A 26242-nucleotide genomic window follows, 5' to 3' on the forward strand; every position below is an offset into this window, starting at 1 on the left:
AGAACCACCTCTCCCCCCCCCGCCCTCCCCATGCCTTCCTCTTCCCCCCCCCCCCCCCCGCCCACCCCCACCCCCCCCACCCCCACCCCCCCCCCCCACCTCCCCCCCCCCCCCCCCCCCCCCCCCCCCCCCCCCGGGCCGCCGGTGGCGGTTCGGGGCAAAACGATTCACCTCCTCGGCGGCGACGAGGAGTACGCCATTCCGGTATCGCGGCGTGCACGGACGCGGAATGCTGGCCGAGACGTTCCGTACGCCAAGGCGGGAGGGACAATGGCGGGTGGAGACCGGAGCCTGTCCGTGGGCGGCGACGCCCTCGGCCAATTCGTCACCGGTGACAACAACGACGTCCTGAGCATCACAGTGAACGCGACGCATTCCGCCGTGACGGTGGTGAGCCCGGCCGCACGGCCCAAGCCGGTACGCCGCGCACGCATCGAACGCCTGCCGCGCCGTGCGAGCCGGCCGCCGCTCGGCAGGGACGGCGAGCTGGCCTCGCTGGTACGGAGCATCACCGGCAACGAACCGGCCGGGGTGCACGGGCCCGCGGGGATCGGCAAGAGCACGCTGATCCGGCAGGCGGTGTTCGAGATCGGCCACCACGACGGCGTCGTGTACCTCAACGGGCACGGCAGGGACGTCGACGACCTGACCCAGAGTGTCTTCGAGGCCTGCTACGACGCCCCGGGATACCGCCCGGGGGAGGGGGAGCTGCACCGCCTCCTCGCCGGGCTCCGGCTCTGCGTCGTCGTCGACGACCTCGACGTACCGGCCGGGGAGCTGACCCGGCTGCAGGACGCGATGCCGTCCGCCACCCTGGCCTTCAGCTCGCGCGAGCGCCTGCTGTGGGGGGAGGGCGGGGACGTGGCCCTCGCAGGTCTCCCCGCGTCGGCCGGGCTGCAGCTGCTGGCCCGGGAGCTGGAACGTCCGCTGTTCCCTGCCGAGGCCGACACGGCGGCCTCGTTGTGGCGGGCGAGCGAGGGCAATCCGTACGCGCTGATCAGGGCGGCCGCCCTGGCACGCCCCGGCGCGGACGGGGGGACGGCGCTGCTGCCGGCACCCGCCGAGGTTCCCGGATTGCTGCGCGGGGCCGTGACCGGGCTCGTCGGCGTGCCCCGGCAGATCCTGTCGCTCCTCGGGACGGTGCCGGACGCGCACACCACCGTCGAGGTGCTCACGCTGCTGGTACCGGGCGCCACCACCACCGCCGTCGAGGAAGCCGTCGGCCGGCTGGCCGGGCTGGGGGTGCTGAGCGTCACCGGGCCGCAGGTCCGCCTGGCCGGCGATCCGAGCGGCACGCTGCCGGAGCACCTCGCGCTCGACCCCCGGCAGCTCGCGGAGGCCGTGACCCGGCTCACCGCGTGGGTGTCCGCCCGGCGGACCGAGCCCGTGGCACTGGCGGACCACAGCCTGCTGATCGCCGGACTCGCCGACGCCGTCGGCCGGGCGGGCCGGCCTGACCTGGGCGTCGCTCTCACCAGAGCCGCGGCCCCCCTTCTGGCGTGCTCCCTTCGCTGGGGCGCATGGGGCCGGATCCTGACCCGGGGCCTGGCCTCGGCCCGTCAGGCCGGTGACGAACATGCCCAGGCCTACTTCACGTACGAATCCGGCGTGCGTTCATGGCTGACGGGCAAGCGTGTCGCCGCCGCCGCCGCGTTCGGCGCGGCGGCGGCCGCCTGGTACGCCCTCGGTGACCACACCGGCGCCGCCATCGCCGAAGGCGCCCAGGCCCTGACCACGCCCGGCCCGGCGCCGTTCCCGGGCCCCGATTCCAGTCCGGGCACGGACACGAGCACGGACACGGGTGGTGACACGGGCGCGAGTTCGAACACGGGATCGGGCTCAGACCACGGCGCGGGATCGGACCGGGGCCCCGGCTCGGACCCGGGCCCCGGCACGAGCTCAGCTCCGTCGGCGCACAGCCGGCCGCCGCCGTCGCATCTGCCCGCAGACCCCCCAACGCCGACGCACGGTCCGCCACCGGGCACGGGAGCCCCCGTCCCACCCGGGGATCCGGTCGGTCTTTCGCTGTTCGCCAAGGTGGTGATCGGAGCTTCGCTGCTCGCGGCAGTGGGTGGCACCGTCACGGTCCTGAACATGGGCGGCGGTTCCGCCGCCCCGCCCACCGTGCCCCTGCACGTGCACGTCGCGACCAGCCTCTTCGAGGTGAGGGACATGCCCGGCGTCCCGGAAGGCCCCTGCCTGGGCGGGACCGGCAAGACCAGCTGCACGAAGGTCTCGCAGGTGGTCAAGGGGGAGCGGGGACCCGTACAGGTCATTCCCGCCCAACCGCTCCCGCAGGGTGTGAGCGTCGTCTACTGGGGGTGCGAGGAAGGCCCTTCCTCCGCGGCATGCACCGTCAAGGCCGACGGCGAACGCACCGTGTGCGCCACGACGACCAGCCCCGACGACGAGCCCGCCAGACGGGAGTGCCTGCGGCTGACCGGCGGCCGATCCACCGGTGCACCGCCAACCGCCCTGGTGCACGTCGAGTTGGGGGCGACGGACTTCGAGGTCACCGTCGCCCCCGACACGCCGGGTACGAAACCCTGCGTCCAACCGCCTCTGGACCTCGGCCGGAACGCGGGCCAGGGCGCGGGGCCGCCGCCCCCACGCGCCTGTGAGTTCGTCGTACCCCTCCACACGAAAATGAGCCTCTCGGCCAAGATCACGGGCAACACGCGTGGGTTTTCCCGTCCCTTCAACGGAGAGCCCGAGTGGTTCGGCTGCGACGAAGGGCCCGCCTCTCCCAGCCCGTTCGACCCGAACGGCAGGGGCATCGACGAGAGCAGCGGCCGCCAGGAGACGTACGCGAACGGCACGGGGACCTGCACGCTCAACCTCACGACCGGGCGGTACATCGGCCTGTCCAGCACCGACGTGAGCGACGCCGGCACGAGCGCCCTGGCCGGCGCCTTCGCCCGGTTCCCCAGGGTCCGTCTCGCTCCCGGCGTGACCAGGATGCCGACGCCGCAGGAGCCGCCCCTGGAGCGCGTCCCCTGCTCGTCCTTCGGCGGCCCGGCAGGAACCGAGTGCCTCGGCACACCCTCGAACGGCTGATGTGCGCTCCCGCACACCCCAAGACACCAGACAAGGACGGGAAGATGGCCGACGACCAGGGAACCCGGAACATCATCATTCACGGCGCGGCCACCGGCCACTTCCAGAGCGGTGACCACGGCAAACAGACCTCCACCACCATCTCGGCCGACTCCGGAACGGCGGCGGCCGTGGCTCCGTTCGTGGAGCTGATGCTGGGCCTCATCCCCCGGCTCGGCCTGTCCACCGATCAGGAGGACGGTGCGCGGCGGACCCTGCACGAGTTGCAGGGAGAGGCGGCCGGGGACGAGCCCTCGCCCTCACGGCTCCAGCAGCTGATGGGCGGCTTCGTGGGCTACCTGACCCAGGCCGGCGTGCCCGCCCTGACCGCGGCCTTCATGACCCTGGCGGCGCACCTGGGCATCGCCGGACCGCAGTAGCCCTCTCCCGGTCAGCGGACCTTCGACCGGACCACTTCAGCTCTCGGCGAGCACGATCAGCCAGTCGTGCTCGCCGAAGCGGACCCGCTCCCGCTTGTCGGGATTGAGCCGCACCCCGAAGTCGGGGCCCGTGGCGGCCCGCGCGCGCAGCCGGTAGCCGACCGCGCATTCACCGCGGCGGCGCGCCGACTCGACGAGGGTGGCGAACGCCACCTCGCGGCCGGTGCGGACGTAGTCGGATACCGGCTTCAGGTAGAGCTCGTTCCCCTTCGCCCTGAAGAGCTCCTCGAACACGTCGGCCAGATAGCGGCTCTCCGAGATCTGGGTCATGAGGAGACTGATGAGCCGTCCGCTGACGATGAAGTCGGCGCCCTCGCGGGCGGGGGCCAGCAGCCGGTTGCCGTCGTCCGACATCTCGGTGGTGAGCGAGAGGTCCCGCTGCGCGGCCTCACCGATCGCGCGCAGGTGCAGCAGCGTGACGAGCGTGCGGTCGTCCGTCCCGGTGTCGGCGCCGATGCCGGAGTCTTCGATGCCGGGGTCTTCGGTGCCGGTGCCGGTGCCGGCGGCCGCCCCCGTCCCGGTCGCCGCCTCGCCGATGACGATCACGCTGTCGTACGACGGCACGTCCAGCTTCGCCAGGACCTGGGGATCGGTGATGTCCCCGCCGCGGAAGGACACGTCGAGTCGGCTGCGCACCGCGGCGGCCTCGGGGCTGGTGCGCAGGGTCGTTTCGCCGCCGAGGGCCACCACGTCCAGGGTGGTTCCGGGGCTCACGAACTGGTCGAGCTGCTCCAGGACGAGCGGGGCGCGGCGGTTCCAGCCCAGGAGGAGCAGACGTTCGGGCAGCGGGGTCCTCGGGCGGGCCGTCACGATGGCGTCCTCCTCGACCCAGGCGGCCGCGTCCTGCGGCACGGCCGTGTCGTCGTCCTCGGAGATGAGGACGATCCGGTCGCCCACGGCGATCGCCGTACCCGGGTCCGGGTTGAGGACGACGCCGCCGTCGCCGCGCAGCAGGCCGACCACCGAGGACGTGGTGAACGCCAGAAGGGCCTCGCCGAAGGTGCGTCCGGCCAGACCCCGGGCGGCAGCGGTGTAGAACTCGTCGCCCGCGAAGTCCAGTAACTCCTGGTAGACGAGGGAGAGTCCGGGCTGGCGGGCGGTCTGTACGAGGAGCCGCGCGATGATGTCGTCGACGCACAGGACGTGTCCGCCGGGCCCCGCCGCCAGCCGGGCGGTGAGGTGGTTGCGCGTGTCACGGACGGCGGCGACCACCACCGCGTCACCGGGCCCGGGGACCGCCGCGTCGAGGGCCAGCAGGGTCTTCACCACATGGGCGTCGCCCGTCTCCCCGGCGGGCGGCAGGACGAGCACGGCCTTCGCGGTCTGCGGGCTCACCCGGGCCAGCACCGAGGGATCCGTGGTGCGGCCGCTGCGGCAGATGATCCGCGTCGTGCCCGTCCTCGCGACGGAGGTGAAGATCTCGTCCTCCATCTCCACCTTGTCCATCGGGGCCAGGACGGCGATGGCCGACCTGCGCTGGTTGGCGTTGGCGGCCACCAGCTCCCCGATCACCGGAAGGATCTGATCGGACCAGCCGAGGACGACGGTGTGCCCCGCCTCCAGCACGGTGGAGTGCCCGCGGCGCAGCGCCATGATCCGCCTGTTGATGCCGGTGGTGATCAGGCTGACCAGCGTCGACACGAACAGCAGCGCGACGAGGGCGAGCGTCACCGAGGCGAGCACGTAGACGGGGGAGCCGACCGCGCCGCCGATCTTGAGGGTCTGCCCGACGCTGACCCACACGGCCGTGAGCCGGCCGGAGAGGGTCGTCGGCGCGCCGTGGTCGGCCCAGACGAGCACCGTGCTCGCCGGGATCACGACGGCGAGGCAGGCCAGGGCGAGCCAGCCGATGAGCGCGGCGGTGCCCCCTGCCACCAGATGGTCGAACCGGTACCGCAGGCGCAGCCGCAGGGACTTCGTGTGCTGCTGTGCCATGCGGACTCCCTCGTCTTCCGCGCTGCTAACCCACGGGAGCCCTCCCGGTTACGGGTGAACCCCCCTCGGCCGTCCCGGGTGCCGATCGGCGGACCGCCGCACTGGTCGAGGAGCCCGGCCCCGCTCGTCGCCTCCGGCTGCCGGAACAGGCCGAGCGAGGTACGGGCCGGCGAGACGTGGCAGCGGCTGTTCGGCGGCCCGTTCGACGGGACTATGAAGGGGACCGCAGGGCCGCGATGACCTCGTCGGTGCTGCTGACCTTGCCGATGCGCGGGAAGATCTTGCCGAAGGTGTGGGCGTGGGAGTCGGGGTCGGTGTCGGCGGTGGCGTCCTCCGCGAAGACCAGGTCGTAGCTGAGCTCCCACGCCGTACGGGCGGTGGACTCGACGCCGGCGCTGGTGGAGATGCCGGCCAGCACGATCCGGTGGATGCCGCGGCGGCGCAGCTGGAGGTCGAGCTCGGTCCCGGTGAAGGCGCCCCAGTGCCGTTTGGTGACGACCGCGTCGCCGAGGGCGGCGAGTCCTGCGGGGACCTCGGAGAATGCCGGGGGCGGGGCGGCGGCCGGACCAGGGCGGTCCACGTTGGAGGTGGGCAGATCGCCGCCGTCGGGGGACCAGGCCACCTTGACGAGGACCACGGGCAGCCGGTGGGCGCGGAACGCCTCGGCGAGCGCGATCCCCTTCTCGAGGATCTCGGAGGCGGGCCGGGCGATGGGCATGCCCAGGATGCCCGTCTGGAGGTCGATGAGGACCAGGGCCGTGTCCTCGCCGAGGATGAGGTGGTTCGGGTCGTCGGTCACGGGGCCTCCGTCGGGCGACTGGATGGGACATGTCCGAAGATAAGGGACATTGGGTGGGGCCCTGCGGGTCGGCTCCGTTTGTCCGCCGTCGTGTTCACCGTCCGCTCCGCGCCCCTTAGTGTGGGAACGTGAGTGCGAATGCGATGGTGGGGGAATCACGGCCGGCCCTGACGGCGGCGCTGACCGGGGCGGAACTGCTGCGCTGGTACTGGACGCTGGCCGAACTGAGCGCTCTGGCACGCCGGATAGGCCTGTCCGCCGGGGGTGGCAAGGCGGCCGTCACGGCCCGCCTCGCCGCCGCGCTCGACGGACTCCCCGTACCCGCCGCCCCGGCGGCCTCCGCACCCCGCCGCGCCGGTCGCCAGCTCGCGGCCCCCGTCGGCGGCTCGACCGTGATCCCGCAGGGCCAGCGGTGCAGCCAGGTGCTGCGGGAGTACTTCGTACGGGAGATCGGTCCCGCCTTCCACTTCGACGCCTTCATGCGGGAGTACGTCGCCCAGCATGCGGGGCACACCCTCGCCGAGGCTGTCGCCCACTGGCACGGGACCCGCGCGCGGGCGGCCGAACCCCAGGAGGTCGGCGCCCAGTTCGAGTTCAACCGCTTCCTGCGCGACTGGCACGCCCGGCAGCCCGACGGAGCCCGCGCCGAGGCCCTGGCCGCCTGGCAGGCCCACCGGTCCCGCCCCCGCGACTGACGCGGACGCGCCCCGGGCTCCCCGCAGGCTCCTCGGGCGGACGGCCGGGCCTACGGGCGGGCGTAGCGCAGGAGTACGACGCCGTTGCCGAAGGTGTGGGTGCCTTCTTCCGCATGCCGCCGACCCCACGCCGCGGACATACTGATCGCTGTGAAGAGCGAAGACGACACCGCAGGGAACTCCGGCAGCACCGGCAGCACCGGCAGCACCGACAGCACGGTCCTGCTCCACGTCGAGGGACGGACCGGGGTGATCACCCTCAACCGCCCCCAGGCCCTCAATTCCCTCACCCACCCCATGGTGCTGCGGATCGACGCGGCGCTCGCCGCGTGGGCGGAGGACGCTGCGGTCCACCAGGTCCTGATCCGCGGTGCCGGGGAGCGCGGGCTGTGCGCGGGCGGGGACATCCGGGCCATCCACGACGACGCCAAGGCCGGCGGCACCGCCTCGGCGGACTTCTGGCGCGACGAGTACCGGCTCAACGCCCGGATCGCCCGCTACCCCAAGCCGTACGTGGCCCTCATGGACGGCATCGTGATGGGCGGCGGCGTCGGGATCTCGGCCCACGGCACCGTCCGCATCGTCACCGAACGCTCCCGCGTCGCCATGCCCGAGACCGGCATCGGCTTCGTCCCCGACGTCGGCGGAACGCACCTTCTCTCGCGGGCCCCCGGGGAGCTCGGCACCCACCTCGCGCTCACCGCCGCCGCGGTGGGCGCCGCCGACGCGCTGCTGTGCGGGCTCGCCAACCACTTCGTACCGGCCGACCGCCTGCCCGAGTTGACCGCGGACCTCGCGACGGCCCCCGCGCACGAGGTGCTGCCCCGGTACGGCGAGGCGCCGCCGCCCGGCGAACTCGCCGAGCGGCGCGCCTGGATCGACCGCTGCTACGCGGCCGGCACCGTCGAGGAGATCGTGGACCGGCTGCTCGCCCAGGGCGTGCCCGCCGCCAAGGAGGCCGCGGAGGCGATCCTGGCCAAGTCCCCGACCGCGCTCAAGGTCACCCTCGCCTCGCTGCGCCGGGCCGCGGCCCTCGGTTCCCTGGAGCCGGTGCTCGCCGAGGAGTTCCGCGTGTCCTGCCACGCCCTGCGCTCGCCCGACCTGGTCGAGGGCATCCGCGCCCAGGTCGTCGACAAGGACCGCCGGCCGCGCTGGTCGCCGGCCGATCTGGCGGAGGTGTCCGGCGCGGACGTGGAGCGGTACTTCGCCCCGCTCGGGGAGGGCCGTGAACTGCGCCTGCCCGAGGGCGGTCTCAGCCGCGGCTGAGCCGGACCTCCAGGCGGCCGCCACGACGATCTGGTCCCGGCTGAGCGCCGGCTGCCGCTCCTCGCGGCGCGGGCGGGTCCAGGCGGACGGGATCGGGAGGCGGCGGACGCGCCGGGACTCTGCTGCTTCTCGTCGGCTGGCATGCCGCCACCCTCACGCACGTGCGAACGCCGTACGCATGGCGCGTACGGCGTTCTCGGTGCCCGCCTGGGGTCCTAGCCGGAGACGGAGCCGGAGACGTACTCCCGCAGGTGGCGGGCGGTCAGCGTGTCCGCCTCGGCCACCAGGCGCGCCGGGGTGCCCTCGAAGACGACCTCGCCGCCCGCGTGTCCGCCGCCGGGGCCGATGTCGATCAGCCAGTCGGCGTGCGCCATCACCGCCTGGTGGTGCTCGATGACGATCACCGAGTTCCCGTCGTCGACGAGCCGGTCCAGCAGGGCCAGCAGCTTGTCGACATCGGCCATGTGCAGGCCGGTCGTCGGCTCGTCCAGGATGTACGTCGAGGCCTTCTCCGCCATGCTGATGGCCAGCTTGAGCCGCTGCCGCTCGCCGCCCGACAGGGTGTTGAGCGGCTGGCCGAGCCGCAGGTAGCCGAGGCCCACGTCGGCGAGGCGGCCCAGGATGGCCCGGGCCTGGCCGGTGGTGAAGAACGCGTGGGCCTCCGTCACCGGCATGTCGAGGACCTCGCTGATGTTCCTGCCGCGCAGCCGGTAGGTGAGCACCTCAGGAGTGAACCGCTTGCCCTCGCACCTCTCGCACACCGAGGCCACCCCCGCCATCATCGCCAGGTCGGTGTAGATCAGCCCGAGCCCGTTGCAGTGCGGGCAGGCGCCCTCCGAATTGGCGCTGAACAGCGCCGCCTTGACCCCGTTGGCCTTGGCGAAGGCGGTCCGGATCGGGCCGAGCAGCCCGGTGTACGTCGCCGGGTTGGAGCGGCGCGAGCCCCGGATCGGGGACTGGTCGGCGACCACCACCCCGTCCCGGCCCGCCAGGTAGCCGTGGATCAGCGAGCTCTTCCCCGAGCCCGCGACACCGGTCACCACCGTGAGGACACCCAGCGGCACCTCCACGCTGACGTCCTTCAGGTTGTGCAGGTCGGCGCCCTTGACGGAGAGCTGCCCGGTCGGGACGCGCACCGACTCGCGCAGCCGCGCCCGGTGTCCGAGGTGCCGGCCGGTCAGGGTGCCGGAGGCGCGCAGCCCCGCCAGGTCACCGGTGTAGCAGAGCCGCCCCCCGGCCGTGCCCGCGCCCGGTCCCAGGTCGACGATGTGGTCGGCGATCGCGACGACCTCGGGCTTGTGCTCGACGACCAGCACGGTGTTGCCCTTGTCGCGCAGCCGCAGCAGCAGGTCGTTCATGCGCCGGATGTCGTGCGGGTGCAGGCCGGTGGTCGGCTCGTCGAAGACGTACGTGATGTCCGTGAGCGAGGATCCGAGGTGGCGCACCATCTTGACCCGCTGGGCCTCGCCGCCGGAGAGGGTGCCCGAGGGGCGGTCCAGGCTGAGGTAGCCGAGGCCGATCTCGACGAGGGAGTCGAGCAGTCCGCGCAGGCCGGCCAGGAGCGGCGCCACCGACGGGTCCTCGATGCGGGCGACGAACGCGGCCAGGTCGCTGATCTGCATCGCCGCGCACTCGGCGATGTTCACGCCGTCGACGCGGGAGGAGAGCGCGGCCGCGGAGAGCCGGCTGCCGCCGCAGTCCGGGCAGTCGGCGAAGACGACGGCGCGGTCCACGAAGGCCCGGATGTGGGGCTGCATGGACTCGCGGTCCTTGGCCAGGTACGTCCGGGTGATCTTGGTGATCAGGCCCTCGTAGGTGAAGTTGTTGGGCCCCACCTTCACCTTCACCGGTTCCTTGTGCAGGAAGTCGGCCCACTCCTGCTCGGAGAAGTCCTTCAGTCTCGTGTCGGGGGAGTAGAAGCCGGAGTTGGCCATCACCTGCCAGTACCAGGAGTCCACGGCGTAGCCCGGGACGGTGATCGCGCCCTCCTTGAGGGAGAGTTCGCGGTCCACGAGCTGGTCCACGTCCACGTCGGAGACCTGGCCGACGCCCTCGCAGCGCGGGCACATGCCCTCGGGGTTGTTGAAGCTGAAGGCGCTCGCCGTGCCGATGTGCGGGGCGCCCAGCCGGGAGAAGACGATCCGCAGCATGGTGTAGGCGTCGGTGGCGTTGCCCACCGTGGAGCGCGAGCCCGCGCCCATCCGCTCCTGGTCGACCACGATGGCGGCGCTCAGGTTGTGCAGCCCGTCCACGTCCGGCCGGCTCAGGCTCGGCATGAAGGACTGGACGAAGGCGGTGTACGTCTCGTTGATCATCCGCTGCGACTCGGCGGCGATGGTGCCGAAGACGAGCGAGGACTTCCCCGAGCCGGAGACGCCGGTGAAGACGGTGAGCCGGCGCTTGGGGATGTCGAGGGATATGTCCGCCAGGTTGTTCTCCCGCGCTCCGCGGACCTGGATGACCTGGTGACTGTCGGCGGCGTTCTGCACGGAACTCCTCGGGTGGCGGTGTTACGAGCTAACTCTCTACACTGTACTCTATACGACGTAGTGAGTTAATGACCCAGTGGCCGAACATGCGGAGGACCGGGCATGGCGAAGGACCGGAGCGGGGCGGGCGACCCCGTCCGCACACTGGAACTGTTGTGGCGCGAGCCCGGGCAGCCGGCGCAGCCCGTGCGCCGCGGCCCGCGGCAGGGCCTCAGCGTGGACACCGTGGTCCGCGCCGCGACCACCCTCGCCGACGAGGAGGGGCTGCCCGCGCTGACCATGAGGGCACTGGCCCGGCGCCTTGGGGTGACACCGATGACCCTCTACACCTACGTCCCCGGCAAGGCCGAACTGCTCGACCTCATGCTGGACGAGGCCTACCACCACATGGACCGCCGGGCGGTGGACCCGGGCGAGCCCTGGCGGCTACGGGTCGCCCGCGTCGCCGACGACAACCGGGACCTGCTCGTCCGCCACCCCTGGATCGCGGACCTCGCGGTCACCCGCCCGCCGCTGGGCCCCGGAGTGATCGGGAAGTACGAGTACGAACTCGCGGCCTTCGAGGGCATCGGGCTCACCGACGTCGAGATGGACGCCGCCCTCACCCACCTCCTCGGCTTCGTCCACGCCAACGCCCTGGCCGCCGCCGACGACGCCGCCCACAACAGCCGGCAGAGCCAGGAGGACTGGTGGGCCGTCAGCGAACCCCTGCTGGAGCGGGCCCTCGACCCGGAGCGCTACCCGCTCGCCGGCCGCGTCGGCAGCGAGGTCGGCGGATACCACCCGGAGACGATCTGGGCCTTCGGCCTCCGGTGCGTCCTGGACGGACTGGCCCGCCTGATCGACTCCCGGCCCGGCCCGGAAGCCACCCCGTAGCCCCTTCAGAGCCCCTTCAGAGCCCGTGCGTCAGGCGGTGCACCCGCAGCGCGAGCTGTATCTCGAGGGTGCGCGCGGGGGAGTTCCAGTCCTCGCCGAGGAGCCGGCCGACCCGGTCCAGGCGCTGCACGACGGTGTTGACGTGGACGTGCAGCGCCGCCCTCGTCCTGGTCAGGCTCGTGCCCTGCGCGAAGTACGCGTCCAGGGTGCGGACCAGGTCCGTGCCGCGCCGGGCGTCGTAGTCGAGCAGCGGACCGAGCGTGTTCCGTACGTACCCGACCAGGTCCGCCTGATCGCCGAGGAGTACGCCGACGAAACCGAGCTCGGACACGGCCCCGCCCCGCCCGGTGTGGCCCAGGGCGCGCAGCGCGGACAGGCAGCGGTGCGCCTCACCGTGCGCGCCGGACAGCCCCGCCGGCCCCGTGGCCGGGCCCGCGGCGCCGACCGTGACCGGGGAACCCACGGCCTGACTCAGCTCCGCCGCCAGCGCCTTGGCGGTCGGGCCCGGCGCCCGGACCGGCGCGACGAGCACCACGTGGTCGTGGTGGATCCCGGCGAGGGCGCCGCGCGCGGGACCGCTGCGGGCCGCCGCCGCGAGGAGGCGGTGGCGTGAGGCCGCGTCGCCGTGCATGACGAAGACGGAGTGCGGCCGGGACAGGTCCACACCGAGGCGCTGCGCCCTGGCCGCGAGGGCGCCCGGGTCCGTGGTCAGGGCGAGGAGGTCGGTGAGGAGTTCTCCGCGCACCCGGTCCTCGGTCTCCGCCACGGACCGGCGCAGCAACAACAGCAGCGCGGTGACGACGCTCGCGCGCTCGAACAGCAGCCGGTCGGTGTCCGACAGATCGGCGCGCCCGGTCAGGGCGAGGCTGCCGAGCAGTTCCGGTCCGGCCAGCACCGCGCACACCCAGGTCCCGTCCTGCGGGACGGCGCGGCCGCTGGCCCGGGAGGCCTCCACGGCCCGGGCGGGCGGGGGCACCGGCCCGGTCCCGGCCCGGGCGAGCTCGGCGCCGTGGGCGTCGTGGATGACGAGGGCGCCGTCCAGGATGGCGGCGATGGCGGCGGCCACCTCGTCGGCTCCGCCACCGCGCAGGACGAGATCGGTCAGCTGGTCGTGGGCCCGCTCCGCCCGGCGCACGTCCTCGCTGTGGGCCCGGATCGTCTCGGAGGCGGAGTTGAGATCGGCCAGCGCGGCCCGGGTCTCCTCCAGCAGCCGGGCGCCGTCGATCGCGATGGCGGCGTGGTCGGCGAGGGAGGACAGCAGGGCCACCTCCTGCGGGGAGAACTCCCGGGGAGCGCGGTCCGCCGCGTACAGCACGCCGATGATCCGCGAGCCGACGCGCAGGGGCACGCCCAGGATCGCCCGCAGCCCCTCCTGCCCGACCGCGCCGTCGATGGCGGACGTGTGGCGGAAGCGGGAGTCGGCCTGGTAGTCGCCCGTGGCGTACGGACGGGCGGTCTGGGCCACCAGGCCGCCGAGCCCCTCGCCCATGCCGAGCCTCACCTGCTGGAACGCGGCGGCGACCGAGCCGTCCGTGACCCTCATGTACGTATCGCCCGCGGCTTCGTCGTTGAGGGAGAGATAGGTGACGTCGGTGCCGAGCAGCAGCTTGGCCCGGTGGACGATGGCCCGCAGCACCGCGTCCGGTTCGCGCAGCGCGGCCAGGTCGCTCGCCGTGTCGAACAACGCCGTCAGCTCGGCCTCGCGCCGCCGGTGCTGACCGAGGGTCCGCCGGATCCGCAGGGCCACGCCCGTGGCCTCGGCGATGTCGGCCAGCTCGCCCGCCGGGGCACCGGCCTCCCGGGCCTCGGCGCCGGGACGGGCGTAGTCCTCGGCGGGCGCGCCCTCGGCCAGCAGGTCGAGGAGCCGGCGTACGGCCGTGTGGGAGTGCTGGGTGCCTGGTGCTGTCACGGCGGGGAGCATACGGGGATCACCTGCCGAGCGGCTCGGAGTCCCGCAGCCCGTGGCCCGGTTCCGCGGCGGAGGACGGATTCCCGTCCACGGACAGGTCGCGGCCGCGGGTCTCCCTGGCCGCCCAGACGGTCACGGCGGTGACGAGCGCCGCGAGGCAGAGGTAGACGGAGACAGGGGTGGAGGTCCCGTACTCCTTCAGCAGCTCCACCGCGATGATCGGGGCGAGCGCGCCGCCGACGACGGAGGCGAGCTGGGAGCCCATCGAGGCGCCGGAGTAGCGGACCCTGGTGTCGAACATCTCGGAGACGAAGGCGGCCTGCGGTCCGTACATCGCACCGTGGAACAGCAGGCCGACGGTGACCGCGAAGGCGATGGCGGGGAAGGAGCGGGAGTCCAGCAGGGCGAAGAAGGCGAACGCCCAGCCTGCCATGCCGAGCGCGCCGATCAGAGTCACCGGGCGGCGGCCGAGCCGGTCCGAGAGCGCCCCCCACATCGGGATGGTGACGAAGTGGACCGCCGAACCGATCAGCACCGCGTTGAGCGCCTCGCTCTTCGGGAGCTGGAGGTGGACGGTGACGTAGACCAGCAGGAACGCCGTGAGGACGTAATACGAGATGTTCTCGCCGAAGCGCGTGCCCATCGCGGTGAGCACCTCGCGCCAACTCCTGCGGAACACCTCGACGACCGGGGCCTCGTCCTTGAGGCCGGCCGCCGCCTGCTCGGCGGCCTTCTCGCGGGCTTCGAGGAAGACCGGGGACTCGGTGACCGAGATGCGGATCCACAGGCCTATGACGACCAGGACGCCGGAGAGCAGGAACGGGACGCGCCAGCCCCAGGCGAGGAAGGCCTCGTCGGACTGGACCGCGGCGAGCAGCGCCAGCACACCGGTGGCGATCAGGTTGCCGCCGGGAGCGCCGGCCTGCGGCCAGGAGGCCCAGAACCCGCGGCTCTTGTCGCCGCCGTGCTCGGACACCAGCAGGACGGCGCCGCCCCATTCGCCGCCCAGGGCGAAGCCCTGGACCAGCCGCAGCACGGTCAGCAGGACGGGAGCGCCGACGCCGATGGAGGCATGGGTCGGCAGCAGGCCCATCGCGAAGGTCGCTCCGCCCATCATCAGCAGGCTGAGCACCAGCAGCTTCTTGCGGCCGATCCGGTCGCCGAAGTGGCCGAAGACGACACCGCCGAGCGGCCGGGCCGCGAATCCGACCGCGTACGTCAGGAAGGCCAGCAGGGTTCCCACCAGCGGGTCACTGGAGGGGAAGAAGAGCGTGTTGAACACCAGCGCGGCGGCCGAGCCGTAGAGGAAGAAGTCGTACCACTCGATGGTGGTCCCGACGAGACTGGCGGCGACGATTCTCTTGATGGATCCGGCGGTCGGGGGAGCGGTCTCGGGGGAGGCCATGAACACCACTTCCAGGGGGTCTGCGGGGACGATCGGTGTCGCCACAACGTAGAAGTCCCCCGGTCAGCGGCATATGTGGTGGCCCAACACATTCAGACATCGTTGTATGTGCCCAGCGGCCACACCCGGCAAGGGACACCTCCCGCCGTCCTCCGGGCTCGTGCGGTGGTTGCCGTTCTTCTACGCGGCCTTCGTCCTGCGACAAGTAACCCCCACTCGTGTGCGGCCGAACGGGGAGGCGCTTCCACGAACGGCCTGGACGTCATCGTCCAGGCCGGCCGTGCACACCCTCCCGGCCCGCGTGAAGCCGGGGTGAATCGGGCTCAGTGCTCGCAGAGGGAGAACTCGCGTTCGTAAAGCTGCTCGTTGTGTTCGTCGACGAAGAACTTTCGTTCCCGCATGAGCTGTTCGCGGTAGTTCCGTGCCTGTTCGAGCGTCATGGTCGAGGTATCGGACCACGGCTGTTGTGGTGGCACATCGGAGGTCGAGACGATCCTTTCCGACGGATCGACCAGGAAGAACGCGAGAATTTTACGATGTCCCGGACGGGTGGCGTCCGTGAGGCCGAATGGGCTGACGCGGTGCTGCAGGATGTTCGGGAACGCCAGGCAGCGGCCCCCCGGGGTCGATGCCGATCCCAGCATCTGGTTCAGCGCGTCCTCGTCCTCCAGGCCGTAGACCTCACGCAGACCGTTGTCGTCGTTCTGTTCGTAGTTCGGGTCGTCGAGCGCCGCCCGGAAACACAGTCGGCTTTCGGTGACGTTCTCACTGTCCCAGTAGTAGATGCCCGTCGAGACGATCCGCTCGTTCAGCATCCCCTCGACGTGCCAGGACCCGCCGGGGTACTCGGGCTTGTCCGGGGTGAGGTGAATGGTGGCGAGCTTGACGATGACCTGGAGGCGGCGGCCGCGCAGGTCGACGCGGGCGGAAGGACCGGGCGACTCGGGCGGGGTGAAGGCCGGGGCGTCCGGGACGACCGGGCGGCGGTTCTCCCACCAGTCGTCCTGCGCCCGTTCCCACGTACGCAGGGCTTCCGCGTAAGCCCCGGAATCACCGTACGAGGATTTGCTCGGATACTCCGGCTCCGAGTCGTACCACCCGTAGGGATCGGCCTCGATGCGCAGGGGCCGCGGATGACGCAGATCGGTGAGCACGTTTTCCAGCAGCGGACGCAGCCGCGCGAACACGTCCGGGAGGACGGAGAGCAGTTCGTGGTGAATTTCGGGGTGGACGTTGTTGACGTACGAACGGAAGGTGACCTCGCCGTCGTCACTGACGTCGACGTCCGTGGGCAGCCACTGGAACCTCTCCGAGAACTCGTACCTCGAATAGCGGTCCGTCGGGTTCTGCCACGCCTGCTCGGGTGCCCCACTCGCCTCTCTCACCAGGCAGAACATCGAGGGATGAACCAGATCCAGCACCTGGCCGCCAGATCCGGGATGCCAGTCCTGTTCGGCTTCGGGGACCTGCTCCAGAACGTGAACCGCCTCGCGCAGCCGGGATCTGAGCTTGTCGTCGACCAGTGTGTCCGAGTGCCACACCCCGTCGACGGCGGACACCTCGACACCGGTTCGCCCGTCCCGCAGCGCGGCGTAATGCGCGAGTTCGGCGAGCACGTAACGAACTTGCGCCTCGGTGAGCCCCTGGGCGACCGCTTCCTGCGTCCACCTGGCGACGATTTCGGGATCGTTCATCTTGTCGAACCACCCGGGCTTCGCCCGAATGTGCGAGCTGCACTGCATCATCTGCAGTTCCCGCAGCGTTCGGGGTGTCGCGAACGATATGGAACGGGATGCATGAAAAGGCAGCGGGAAGGCAGACAGGCCAGACAATTCTCTTGGTCCTCCGAGGCGGTGTGCGGTGGCGGGAAGGATACTTCAGCGGACTGACACCCAGCCGTCTGCCCGGCACGGGCACTCACGCGCCGAGGAGTACGCTCGCCCGCTCCGTGCGCAGGTGGAGCGCCCCGCGGGGCAGCCTCTCTGGCCCAATGCGGCGCCGCGCGGCCGCCCTCTTCCCCGATGCCCGCCTCATGGTGCAGGCGGACGCCGGCCACTACCCGTGGCTGGATGATCCGGGCGGCCTACGCCTCGGCCGTCGCCGGGATCCTCGCGGGTGCGGGCACGCGCCTCTGAGGTGACGCGGACGCCAGGGACGCCGAAGGTGTCCGTCTCCCACGAGGCGGACACCTTCGCGCACACGCCCCCGGCGACGACGGTGGCGTGGACCTAGTTGACCGCTGGGCCGGAATCGCTCAGCCAGCCCCATTCCGACCAGGTGGCGAAACCGGTCTGCCACCGGTGGTAGACGCCGGCGTGGCTGGTGGCGAACACCTCGATGCGGCCGTCGGCGTTGTTGCCCGCCCCGATCTCGGTGCCGCCGCCGCCGAAGGCCTCCCACTCCGAGTACGGCGCGTTCGGACGGGTCTGCCAGGCGTGGCTCGCGGTGTTGGCGTTGATCGCGAACACCTCGACCCGGCCGTCGGCCGACCGCGAGATGGTCAGCTCGGCGTTGGGGATCCCGCCCATGCCGGTCCATTCCGACCACGAGGCCGGGCCGGTCTGCCAGCGGTGGAAGACGCCGTTGGCGTTGGAGGCGAACACCTCCAGCCTGCCGTCCTGGTTGTGGCCGGTGGCCAGGTCGCGTCCGCCGCCGCCGAAGTTCTCCCAGGCGGACCAGCCGCCGTTGACCCCGGTCTGGTACAGGTGCTCGAACGTCGCGTCCGAGAGCGCGAACACCTCCAGACGCCCGTCGGGTGCGGTCTCCATGGCGAGCCGTGCGTTGGCCGGGCCGCCGCCGGCCCCTTCCCACTCGGCCCAACCGCCGCTGGGCGCGGTCTGCCAGCGGTGGAACACACCGTTGGCGTTGGAGGCGAACACCTCGATGCGGCCATCGGCGTTGTTGCCCGCGGCCAGCCGGTACCCGCCGCCGCCGAAGTTCGCCCAGGCGGACCAGCCCCCGGCGGGCGCGGTCTGCCACATGTGGTCGAAGGTGCTGCCCGACAGCGCGAACACCTCCAGCCGGCCGTCCGCGTTGGAGGCCACGGCCAGCTGCGCGTCACGCGGGCCGCCCTCGAACCGCCACTGCGACCAGTCGCCGTTCACCGCGGTCTGCCACGCGTGGTACACGCCGTCGGCCCCGGCGGCGAAGGCCTCCAGCCGGCCGTCCGCGGACCGCCCCGACACCACCCGGCCCGAGGCGTACGGAGTCCTGGGGCCGCCGCCCGTACCGGACCACAGCGCGTTGGCGATGACGATCGCGTCCTCCGCCTCGATCGCGTACAGACCGCGCAGGTCCTCCCTCGGCTGCTGAACGTGCCAGCAGACCTCGCCGATCGCCTCGTTGTTCCACGAGCCGCCCGGATAGAGCTGGTCCACCCGGTCGAAGAAGGCGTTGGTGGCGTGTGCCGGGTTCAGCCGCTCCTCCCGGGTACCCCACCAGTCCTGCTGCTGGAACAGCCCGAGGCTGGTGTAGTCGACGGCCTGGGAGTAGTTGTTGATGCTGGTCTCCACGATGACCGTGGCGATGGCGATGGCCGCGGCCCTCTGGTTGAGCCCCCGGTCCTTCACCGCCTGGGTGACCATCCGCGCACAGGACACCTTGTAGGCGTTCATATAGCCGGCCATCTTCGCGTGCAACTGCGGGTTGAGCTGGTCGGCCATGATGCCGTCGGCGGCCGACGGGCCGGCCGGATCACACGGCACGGTCGGAATGGCGAAGCCCTGCGGGCCGCTGAAGTACCGGGAGACGCCGAACCGGTCATCGCCCGGGCCCGGAACGGGCGCGGGCTCGGCGAGGGCGACCGGAGCGGTCATTGCGATGACCAACGCCCAGACACCGGCCACGAGGGCCAGTCTGGCGAACACGCGACGTAAACCATCCATCGCCATTGTCTTCCCTTCTGTCGTGGAGCACCTCGATGAAAGGACGGCGGAATCGGCATGTCACTCCGGATCGTTCCGGATGCCCTGCCCGGTGGGCCCGCCCCTAACGTGACGACGGTGTCGGCCGGAGCGGCCGGCCGACCGGAGACCGGACGCATCGTCAGACTCCCGACCAGGAGGTCACATTGAGCGCGCAGCACCCCAGCCGCAGGAGCATCCTCAAGACCGCCGGAGGCCTCTCGGCCGCGCTGGCCATGGGCGGCGCCGGAGTCCTCGCCGCCGCGTCGACCGCCTCCGCCGTCGGTGACGGCTTCGGCCTGCACATCGTCGAGCGCGGCGAGGTCGACGCCCGCATGTGGTACTACCGGTTCCAGACGGGGGCGATCGGCTGGAACCCCGCCGTCAACGTGCTCCTCCCGGACGACTACCACTGGAGCGGACGCACGTACCCCGTGCTCTACCTCTTCCACGGGGGCGGCACCGACCAGGACTTCATCACCTTCGACCGCGAGGGCATCCGCGCCTGGACGGCGGGCAAGCCGCTCATCGTCGTGATGCCGGACGGCGGCCACGCGGGCTGGTACTCCAACCCCGTGAACTCCAACGCCGGCCCGCGGAACTGGGAGCACTTCCACATCGAGCAGCTGATCCCGTGGGTCGACGCGAACTTCCGCACGTACGCGGAGTACGACGGCCGGGCCGTGTCCGGGTTCTCGATGGGCGGCTTCGGCGCCCTGAAGTACGCCGCCAAGTACTGGGGCCACTTCGCCTCGGTCAGCGCCCACTCCGGCCCGGCGAGTCTGCGCCGCGACAACGGCCTCGTGGTCCACTGGGCCAACGCCTCCTCCGCGCTCCTGGACCTGAACGGCGGCACCGTCTACGGGGCGCCGCTGTGGGACGAGGCCCGGGTGAACGCGGACAACCCGGTGCAGCGCATCGAGAGCTACCGCAACAAGAGGGTCTTCCTCGTCGCCGGCACCAGCCCCGATCCGGTCAACTGGTTCGACACGGCCAACGAGACCCAGGTGCTCGCGGGGCAACGGGAGTTCCGTTCCCTCCTCGGGAACGCGGGGATCCCCCACGAGTGGTACGAGCTGCCCGGCGGGCACTTTATCCGCCACGACATGATGCAGCGCGACATCGACGGCATCGTCGACCGGCTGCGCAAGGCGTGACCGGCGTGCTTCCCGGACTCTCCCGACGCGCACTGACCTGCGTTCTCGCGGCCGCGGCCGCCCTGTTGTCGTCGCTGGTGGCCCCGGTGCCGGCCGAGGCCCGGCCCGCCACCGGCCTCGCGGCCGCCGCGTGCCCGGCCGGCGGCATCGTGTCGCAGCATTACCACAGCGGACACAACGGCGTGGACATCGCCGCCGACGTCGGTACGCCGATCTACGCCGTCGGCGACGGCGAAGTGACGATCTCCGGGTATACCGGCGACTACGGCCAGTGGATCCGCGTCCTGCACCCCGACGGCAGGATCTCCGAATACGGGCACATGTCCCGGCGTGACGTCTTCGTCGGCGATCACGTATCGGCCGGCCAGCAGATCGCCCTCATGGGCGCCGAGGGCAACTCCACCGGTCCCCACCTCCATCTGCGGATCTGGGGAGACCAGTCCACCTCGTACGGCATCGACCCCGAGGCCTATCTCGCGGAGCGCGGCGTCGTGCTGCCCTGCGTCCCGGGCAGTGGCCCGCGGCCCAAGCCGCTGGTGCATCCGGCGGAGTCGGGCCGGGTGGTGTCGGCCCGGTCGGCGGACGGCCGCCTCGAGCTGTTCGCCGCCGGCGCCGACGGTGTGCACCACGCCTGGCAGCAGGAAGTGAACGGCAACTGGTCGGCCTGGGAACCGCTCGGCGGGCCGGGCAACGCCGAACTGGCCATCGCCCCCAATGCCGACGGCCGTCTGGAGATGTTCGCCCTGAGCGGCGCCACCTTCCAGCACCGCTGGCAGCTCTCTGCCTCCGGCGGCTGGTCGAACTGGGAGAACTTCGGCGGCGGCGGGCGCGACACCGCGGCCGGTGTGAACGCCGACGGCCGCATCGAGGTGTACGCCTCCGGCCCGGCCGGCCTCTTCCACCGGTACCAGACCGCCCCCAGCGGCGGGTGGTCGGAATGGGAACCCACCGGCGGCGGCCCCGCCGACAGCCGCGTGGAGATGGAGAAATCCCCTGACGGACGTCTGGAGGTGTTCGCCCTGGGCCGCGACAGCTTCCAGCACAAGTACCAGACGGACCCCAACGGCGGCTGGTCCCCGTGGGACACCTTCGGTGGTGGCGGCCGCGACCTCACCGCCGCCCACAACGCCGACGGCCGCCTGGAGGTCTTCGCCTCGGGCCCGGCCGGCGTGTTCCACAAGTACCAGAGCAGTCCGAGCAGTTGGTCCGAGTGGGAACCGACCGGCGGGCCCGCGGACGCGCAGCTCACCAGCGAGCACACTCCGGACGGCCGGATCGAGGTCTTCGCCATCAACGGCAGTACGGCGATGCACACCTGGCAGCGCGCCGTCAACGCGCCCTACAGCGAATGGTCCGCCTTCGGAGGCGGTGGTACCGAGGTCACCGCGGCCGCCAACGCCGACGGGCGGATCGAGATCTTCGGCACGAGCCGCGCCGGCGTCCACCACAAGTGGCAGACCGGCTTCGCCACCTGGTCCGAGTGGAGCTGGCTGAGCGACACCGCCGGCCCCGGCCTCGACTGACCCGCTTCCCGACCGCCCCACACCCGACCCGTGGCCGGCCGTGCCCGCACGGACACGGCCGGCCACGCGGTCCCTCTGGAGACGACTCATGCTTCCGATCAGCCGACGGAACCTGCTGAAAGGTGCCGCCGGGGCGGGCGCGCTCCCGTTCCTGGGCGCCGGCCGGGCCGCGGCCGGGGCCGCCGACGCGGTGCCGCCCCCTCGGTGGGCCGGCGCGGGCCCCTTCGCGTACGTCTACGACCCGTCGACCCCGGGCGGCCCGCGCTACCTGAACGACCACACCCTGATCAAGGCCCGGGGCCGCTGGCACCTGTTCGGCATCGTCGGGGACAGCGCGCCGCGCGGCGAATCGCCGGACAGTACGGGGGAGATCGCCTTCGCCCACGCCTCCGCGCCGAGCCCGCACGGGCCGTGGACCACCCATGCCGACGCGCTCACCCTCGATCCGTCCTATTTCGGCGAGGAACACCTGTGGGCGCCCCACGTCGTCGAGGCGGACGGCAGGTTCTGGATGTTCTACGCCGGGGGCGGCCGCACCGGTGCCGCGATCAGTCTGGCCACGTCGGCCGACCTGTTCACCTGGACGCGCGAGCCGTCCGGCCCGCTGTTCCGGGGGCTCGCGGCGCGCGACCCGATGCTGCTGCGGGCCGGCGGCGAGTGGGTCATGTACTACACGGAACTGTCGGGCGCGGGCGGCCACCACGTCGTGGCCCACCGGCGGTCCGCCGATCTGCTGCACTGGAGCGAGCCGGGCACCGCGTTCACCGACGCGACGACGGACACGACCGTCTCGGTCACCGAGTCGCCGTACGTCGTCGAACGGGACGGCTGGTACTACCTGTTCATCGGGCCCCGGGGCGGCTACGAGGGCACGGACGTGCTGGCGTCCCGGGACCCGTTCCGCTTCGACCTCGCCGGCTACTCCGGCCATGTGGCCGGTCACGCCGTGGAAGTGATCGCCGACGGGGAGACGTGGTGGGTCAGCGCCGCCGGCTGGTTCCGGAACGGGCTGCACGTGGCGCCCCTGTACTGGCGGGACACCCCACCGCCGTGGCAGAGCCCGGACAACCCGGTGGCCGGACTCGATGTCGGCGGCCGCCTCACGGTGTTCGCGCTCGACGCCTCCGACCGCTCGATGCTGCGGCGCGTCCAGCTCGACCCGGACACCGACACCTGGTCGCCGTGGGAGTCCTTCGGCGGGCCGGTCGGCGCGGTGCCCACGCTCGGCCGCAACACGGGCGGCCGGCTGGAGGTGTTCTCGCTCGCCCCGCAGGGCGTCAACCTGCACCACCGGGTACAGCGGCCGGACGGCGGCTGGTACGAGTGGGAGGAGTTCGGCGGCCCGGCCGGCGCGGCCCCCGCCGTCGCCCGCGACGCCGGTGGCCGACTGGAGGTCTTCGCCCTGAGCCCCGGTGGCGCCTCCGTCGCCCGGCGCCGGCAGGGGGCACCGGGATCCCTGGCCTGGGACCCGTGGGAGCCCGGCTTCGGCGGGCCCGCGGGCGCGCCACCGGTGGTCGCGGCGAACGCCGACGGGCGGCTGGAGGTCTTCGCCCTCTCGCCCGGCGGCGCGGGGATCCACCACCGGTGGCAGGAGGCCCCGGGCGGCGCCTGGACCGCTGCCTGGCAGCGCTTCGGTACCGCGGCCGGCGCCGCACCGCGGGTGGCCGCGGACGGCAGCGGCCGGCTCACCGTCGCCGCGATCGGACCGTCGGGCGTGGGGACCTTCTCCCGGCGGCAGTCGGTGCCGAGCGGCGGCTGGGACGAGTGGCTTCCCCTGTCCGGCTGGAGCGCCGCCGCCCCGGCGTTCGCCGCCCACGCCGACGGCCGCCTGGAGGCGTTCTCCCTGGCACCGGGCGGCGCCCGACTCGGCCACCGCAGGCAGACCACGCCGGGCGGAGGCTGGGCCCCCGGCGGGGAGTTCGGCGAGCCCGGCCTCCGGCTCGCCGCCACGCCCACGGCCGCGCTCGATTCCACCGGGCGGACGCACGTCTTCGCCGTCACCACCGAAGGCCGCGTACGCACCCGCGTCCAGGACCGGCCGAGCGGCGGGTGGCGGCCGTGGACGGCCTTCGGCGACCGCACGGTCGCACCCGTGGTGTCGGGCAGTCCCGCTCTCTGAGCGCGGAGTGCGGATCTCGCCAAGTGAAAGCCAGGTGAAAGGGGCGGACGAGCGGTCCGGCGCGGCCGTGAGGCCGCCGGGCACGGTGACGTTCCCCACCCCGCCCGGGCCGGGAAGGGGCGTACGCGCCCGGGGAACCCAGGGGGAAAGGGGCTTTGCGGAGCCTTCCGGGGCAGCCGGGGCGGGTGGTCCGCGCCCGGCGGTGACCCCGCCCGAAGTGGCCGAAGTGCGCCCCTGAACTCCCTGGGGAGATGAGTATTGTTCCACTCGTCGGACCGGTACGACGCGTGGAACAGGGGGCGCGGTGAGCGGCGTAGTCGTCCATCTCCCGCAGGGATGTGGTGGCACCGACGGCGGCGAACCGTACGGTGACGCGGTGACGTTGCGGCTCGGACCGGGCGAGGTCGCCCGCTTCGGACGGGGCTCCGCCACGGTCCCCGTCGAGCTTCGCCTCGCCGACGCGGCCATTTCCCGGCTCGCCGGGGAGATCCGCGTGACCGACGACCACTGGCAGCTGACCAACCACAGCGCCACCCACAGCTACCTGGTGGAGAACCCGGAGGGAGCCGGGGAATACCTGAGGGTCGCGCCGCGACGGGTCGGGGCGCCGGTCCCGTTCGAGTTCTCGCGCGTGGTGCTGCCCACCCGCGGCGACGTCACCGTGTCCTTCCAGGTGTTCGCACCCGACCACGTCTACCTGGACCCGGACGCCACGGGCGCCCCCTGGGGCCGCCTCACGGTCACCGCGTACTCCCTGGACGAGACGGCCACGTACTTCCTCGTCCTGGTCGCGCTCTGCGAACCGCGCCTGCGCGACCAGTCCCGCGTCGCGGTCCCCACGACTCCCCAGATCGTCGAGCGGCTCAGGGGGCACGCCAGCGGCGGCACGCTGACCGCACGTGCGATCAGCTCGCACATCGACTACCTCGCCGAGGAGAAACTGCGCATCGGCGTCCCGGACCTCCGCGAACCCGGCAAGAGCGACCGCCGCAACGGCAAGCGGGAGGAGATCGTCGGGCTCGCGCTGCGGTTCGGACTCGTACGGGAGGAGCACCTCGCACTGCTGCCCTCCCTGACGGGGGCCGCCGGGCGGGAGCGGCAGACCGCGCGATGACGCCGCCGCACGGCCTGCGCGGCACCACCGAATGCGAACGCGGGGACCTGCTCCCGCCCGGCTACCGGGTCCGGGACTGGACGGTCACCGACGTGATCGGGGCCGGAGGCTGGTCCACGGTCTACGCGGCACGGCCGGCCGGCGGGCACCCGGACCGGACCGGCGGGGCCCCCGCGGGCCGGCCGGCGGGACCCGCCGACGTCGCGCTCAAGATCATGCCCACCGCCGGGTTCGCACCGCGCCAGGCACGCAGGATCGTGGAGTCGGCCCGCCGCGAGGTCGAACTGGGACGCAGGGCCGGCCACCCCCGGCTGATCGGCCTCCTGGACTCCTTCGTCCTCTCCGCACCGGACCGCCCCTCCCTGGACGGCGCGATCGTCCTGGTCATGGAGCGGGCCGCGGGCAGCCTGCGGGAACTCCTCGACGCCGGGGTGGCCGAGGCCGATCGCGCCCGGCTGATCACCGGCATCTGCGAGGGACTCGCCCATCTCCACCGGTCGGGCTGGGTCCACGCCGATCTCAAGCCGGAGAACGTCCTGCTGGGCCCCGACCGCTCCGTGAAGCTCTCGGACTTCGGGCTCGCCACCGAGATGACGGGCACGCACGGGTACGCGCCCCCCATGGGCACCCTGGACTACCTCCCGCCGGAGCGCTGGCGGGCGCCCCTCGGGGAACTCGGCGTGCAGGTCCGGCCGACCGCGGACATCTGGGCCCTGGGCATCGTCATCCACGAGGTCTTCGCATCCGGTGCCTCCCCGTTCAACGGGGCCACCCCCATGGCGCGGGGCGCCGCCGTCCAGGAGTACGGGGAAGGGCGCGCGCCGCTGCGCATGGACCACGCCGTGCCGCCGTTCTGGCGCGCGCTGGCCGCCGACTGCCTCGCCCCGAGCCACGCGGCGCGCGCCCCGCACACCGCCGAGAGCCTGCTCGCCCGCATCGCCGCCGAACAGGGCACGCACGGGGCGGGGGCGGGGCGGACGCGGGGCCGCCGGGCCCGGGCCGTCGTCCTCGCCACGGCGCTGTGCGGGATCGCGGGCGCGACCCTGTGGTCGGACGCGGTACGGGAGGGCTCGTCCGCCCTGCTCGGCGGGGCGGGCGCGACGGCGGGCACGGTCCGGGTGTTCAACGCGGAGCGGGGCTGTCAGGAGCGGGCCGACCGCGACCCGCAGTGCAGTCTGGGGCTGGCCGTCGATCCCCTGCGGCCGTATGCCGCCGACAACGTCGTACCGACCCGGGTGTGGCACGGCGACGTCCTCGCCGCCGAGTGTCAGCTGCCCGACGGGCAGCCCGTGATCAACGAAGAGGACCTGCAGTCGACCCGCTGGTTCCGTGTCCGCCTCCCGCGCGGGTCCGTACCCTCCACGGCCTGGCTCCCCGTCGTACGCACGAAGGACCGGCCGCAGCTGCCGGGCTGTCCGCGTCCCACGGCGGGACGCTGATGCCGCGCCGCCCCCGTGGAGGTTGGTACAGCACGACGAGCGAGGCGAGGAGGAGCACGGCCGCGGCCGAGAGGCCGG

The 26242-nt window shown here is 72.7% G+C and carries 17 protein-coding genes; 10 read left to right on the forward strand and 7 right to left on the reverse strand.

The annotated features are described in order from the left end of the window. Window positions 1-270 precede the first annotated feature (270 nt). Together ACZ4VT_RS04230 and ACZ4VT_RS04235 are read left to right on the forward strand one after the other, a co-directional pair. Window positions 271-3057, forward strand: coding sequence for an ATP-binding protein (locus ACZ4VT_RS04230; RefSeq protein WP_467946444.1), 2787 nt, complete (start codon window positions 271-273; stop codon window positions 3055-3057). Window positions 3058-3101: 44 nt separating this feature from the next. Continuing rightward, the gene (locus ACZ4VT_RS04235; protein WP_362797751.1) at window positions 3102-3476 is read left to right on the forward strand and encodes a hypothetical protein; all 375 of its coding nucleotides are present in this window, start codon (window positions 3102-3104) and stop codon (window positions 3474-3476) included. A gap of 36 nt (window positions 3477-3512) precedes the next feature. On the opposite strand, the gene ACZ4VT_RS04240 is transcribed toward ACZ4VT_RS04235, so the two are convergent. Together ACZ4VT_RS04240 and ACZ4VT_RS04245 are read right to left on the reverse strand one after the other, a co-directional pair. Further along, window positions 3513-5471, reverse strand: coding sequence for a CASTOR/POLLUX-related putative ion channel (locus tag ACZ4VT_RS04240; RefSeq protein ID WP_467946446.1), 1959 nt, complete (start codon window positions 5469-5471; stop codon window positions 3513-3515). Window positions 5472-5682: 211 nt separating this feature from the next. After that, entirely contained in the window at window positions 5683-6270 is a 588-nt protein-coding gene (locus ACZ4VT_RS04245) for an isochorismatase family protein (protein WP_467946448.1), read from the reverse strand. A gap of 128 nt (window positions 6271-6398) precedes the next feature. Between ACZ4VT_RS04245 and ACZ4VT_RS04250 the strand changes: the two genes are divergently transcribed. Together ACZ4VT_RS04250 and ACZ4VT_RS04255 are read left to right on the forward strand one after the other, a co-directional pair. Further along, window positions 6399-6965 carry a DUF6434 domain-containing protein gene (locus tag ACZ4VT_RS04250; RefSeq protein WP_467946450.1) on the forward strand — a complete coding sequence of 189 codons (567 nt, stop codon included), beginning with the start codon at window positions 6399-6401 and terminating at the stop codon, window positions 6963-6965. 150 nt (window positions 6966-7115) lie between these two features. Continuing rightward, a complete protein-coding gene (locus ACZ4VT_RS04255) occupies window positions 7116-8231 on the forward strand; it encodes an enoyl-CoA hydratase/isomerase family protein (protein ID WP_467946452.1) in 1116 nt (371 codons plus the stop codon). 215 nt (window positions 8232-8446) lie between these two features. On the opposite strand, the gene ACZ4VT_RS04260 is transcribed toward ACZ4VT_RS04255, so the two are convergent. Next, entirely contained in the window at window positions 8447-10720 is a 2274-nt protein-coding gene (locus ACZ4VT_RS04260) for an ATP-binding cassette domain-containing protein (RefSeq protein ID WP_467946454.1), read from the reverse strand. 102 nt (window positions 10721-10822) lie between these two features. Between ACZ4VT_RS04260 and ACZ4VT_RS04265 the strand changes: the two genes are divergently transcribed. Then, complete coding sequence (locus tag ACZ4VT_RS04265; protein ID WP_467946456.1) at window positions 10823-11596, forward strand: TetR/AcrR family transcriptional regulator; 774 nt, start codon at window positions 10823-10825, stop codon at window positions 11594-11596. 16 nt (window positions 11597-11612) lie between these two features. On the opposite strand, the gene ACZ4VT_RS04270 is transcribed toward ACZ4VT_RS04265, so the two are convergent. The 4 genes from ACZ4VT_RS04270 to ACZ4VT_RS04285 form a co-directional block, all read right to left on the reverse strand. Beyond that, complete coding sequence (locus tag ACZ4VT_RS04270; RefSeq protein ID WP_467946458.1) at window positions 11613-13517, reverse strand: helix-turn-helix domain-containing protein; 1905 nt, start codon at window positions 13515-13517, stop codon at window positions 11613-11615. 7 nt (window positions 13518-13524) lie between these two features. Then, on the reverse strand, window positions 13525-14910 hold the full coding sequence (locus ACZ4VT_RS04275; protein WP_467946460.1) for an MFS transporter: 1386 nt from the start codon (window positions 14908-14910) through the stop codon (window positions 13525-13527). Between the two features lie 323 nt (window positions 14911-15233). Beyond that, window positions 15234-16742 (reverse strand): DUF4246 domain-containing protein, encoded by a 1509-nt coding sequence (locus tag ACZ4VT_RS04280; RefSeq protein ID WP_467946462.1) that lies wholly within the window; start codon window positions 16740-16742, stop codon window positions 15234-15236. A gap of 396 nt (window positions 16743-17138) precedes the next feature. Further along, on the reverse strand, window positions 17139-18800 hold the full coding sequence (locus ACZ4VT_RS04285; protein WP_467946464.1) for a PLL family lectin: 1662 nt from the start codon (window positions 18798-18800) through the stop codon (window positions 17139-17141). A gap of 248 nt (window positions 18801-19048) precedes the next feature. Here ACZ4VT_RS04285 and ACZ4VT_RS04290 point away from each other — a divergent pair, with 248 nt between their 5' ends. From ACZ4VT_RS04290 to ACZ4VT_RS04310, 5 genes are all read left to right on the forward strand, one after another. Next, complete coding sequence (locus tag ACZ4VT_RS04290; protein WP_467946825.1) at window positions 19049-19969, forward strand: alpha/beta hydrolase; 921 nt, start codon at window positions 19049-19051, stop codon at window positions 19967-19969. A 5-nt stretch (window positions 19970-19974) separates the two neighbouring features. Continuing rightward, the gene (locus ACZ4VT_RS04295; RefSeq protein WP_467946466.1) at window positions 19975-21492 is read left to right on the forward strand and encodes a DUF8189 domain-containing protein; all 1518 of its coding nucleotides are present in this window, start codon (window positions 19975-19977) and stop codon (window positions 21490-21492) included. An 88-nt stretch (window positions 21493-21580) separates the two neighbouring features. Then, on the forward strand, window positions 21581-23611 hold the full coding sequence (locus ACZ4VT_RS04300; protein WP_467946468.1) for a DUF8189 domain-containing protein: 2031 nt from the start codon (window positions 21581-21583) through the stop codon (window positions 23609-23611). A 304-nt stretch (window positions 23612-23915) separates the two neighbouring features. Continuing rightward, on the forward strand, window positions 23916-24725 hold the full coding sequence (locus ACZ4VT_RS04305) for a serine/threonine protein kinase (RefSeq protein ID WP_467946470.1): 810 nt from the start codon (window positions 23916-23918) through the stop codon (window positions 24723-24725). Continuing rightward, window positions 24722-26164 carry a serine/threonine-protein kinase gene (locus tag ACZ4VT_RS04310; RefSeq protein ID WP_467946472.1) on the forward strand — a complete coding sequence of 481 codons (1443 nt, stop codon included), beginning with the start codon at window positions 24722-24724 and terminating at the stop codon, window positions 26162-26164. The genes ACZ4VT_RS04305 and ACZ4VT_RS04310 overlap by 4 nt, the downstream gene beginning before the upstream one ends. Window positions 26165-26242 lie beyond the last annotated feature (78 nt).

This window comes from Streptomyces sp. NPDC029164, assembly GCF_055563995.1.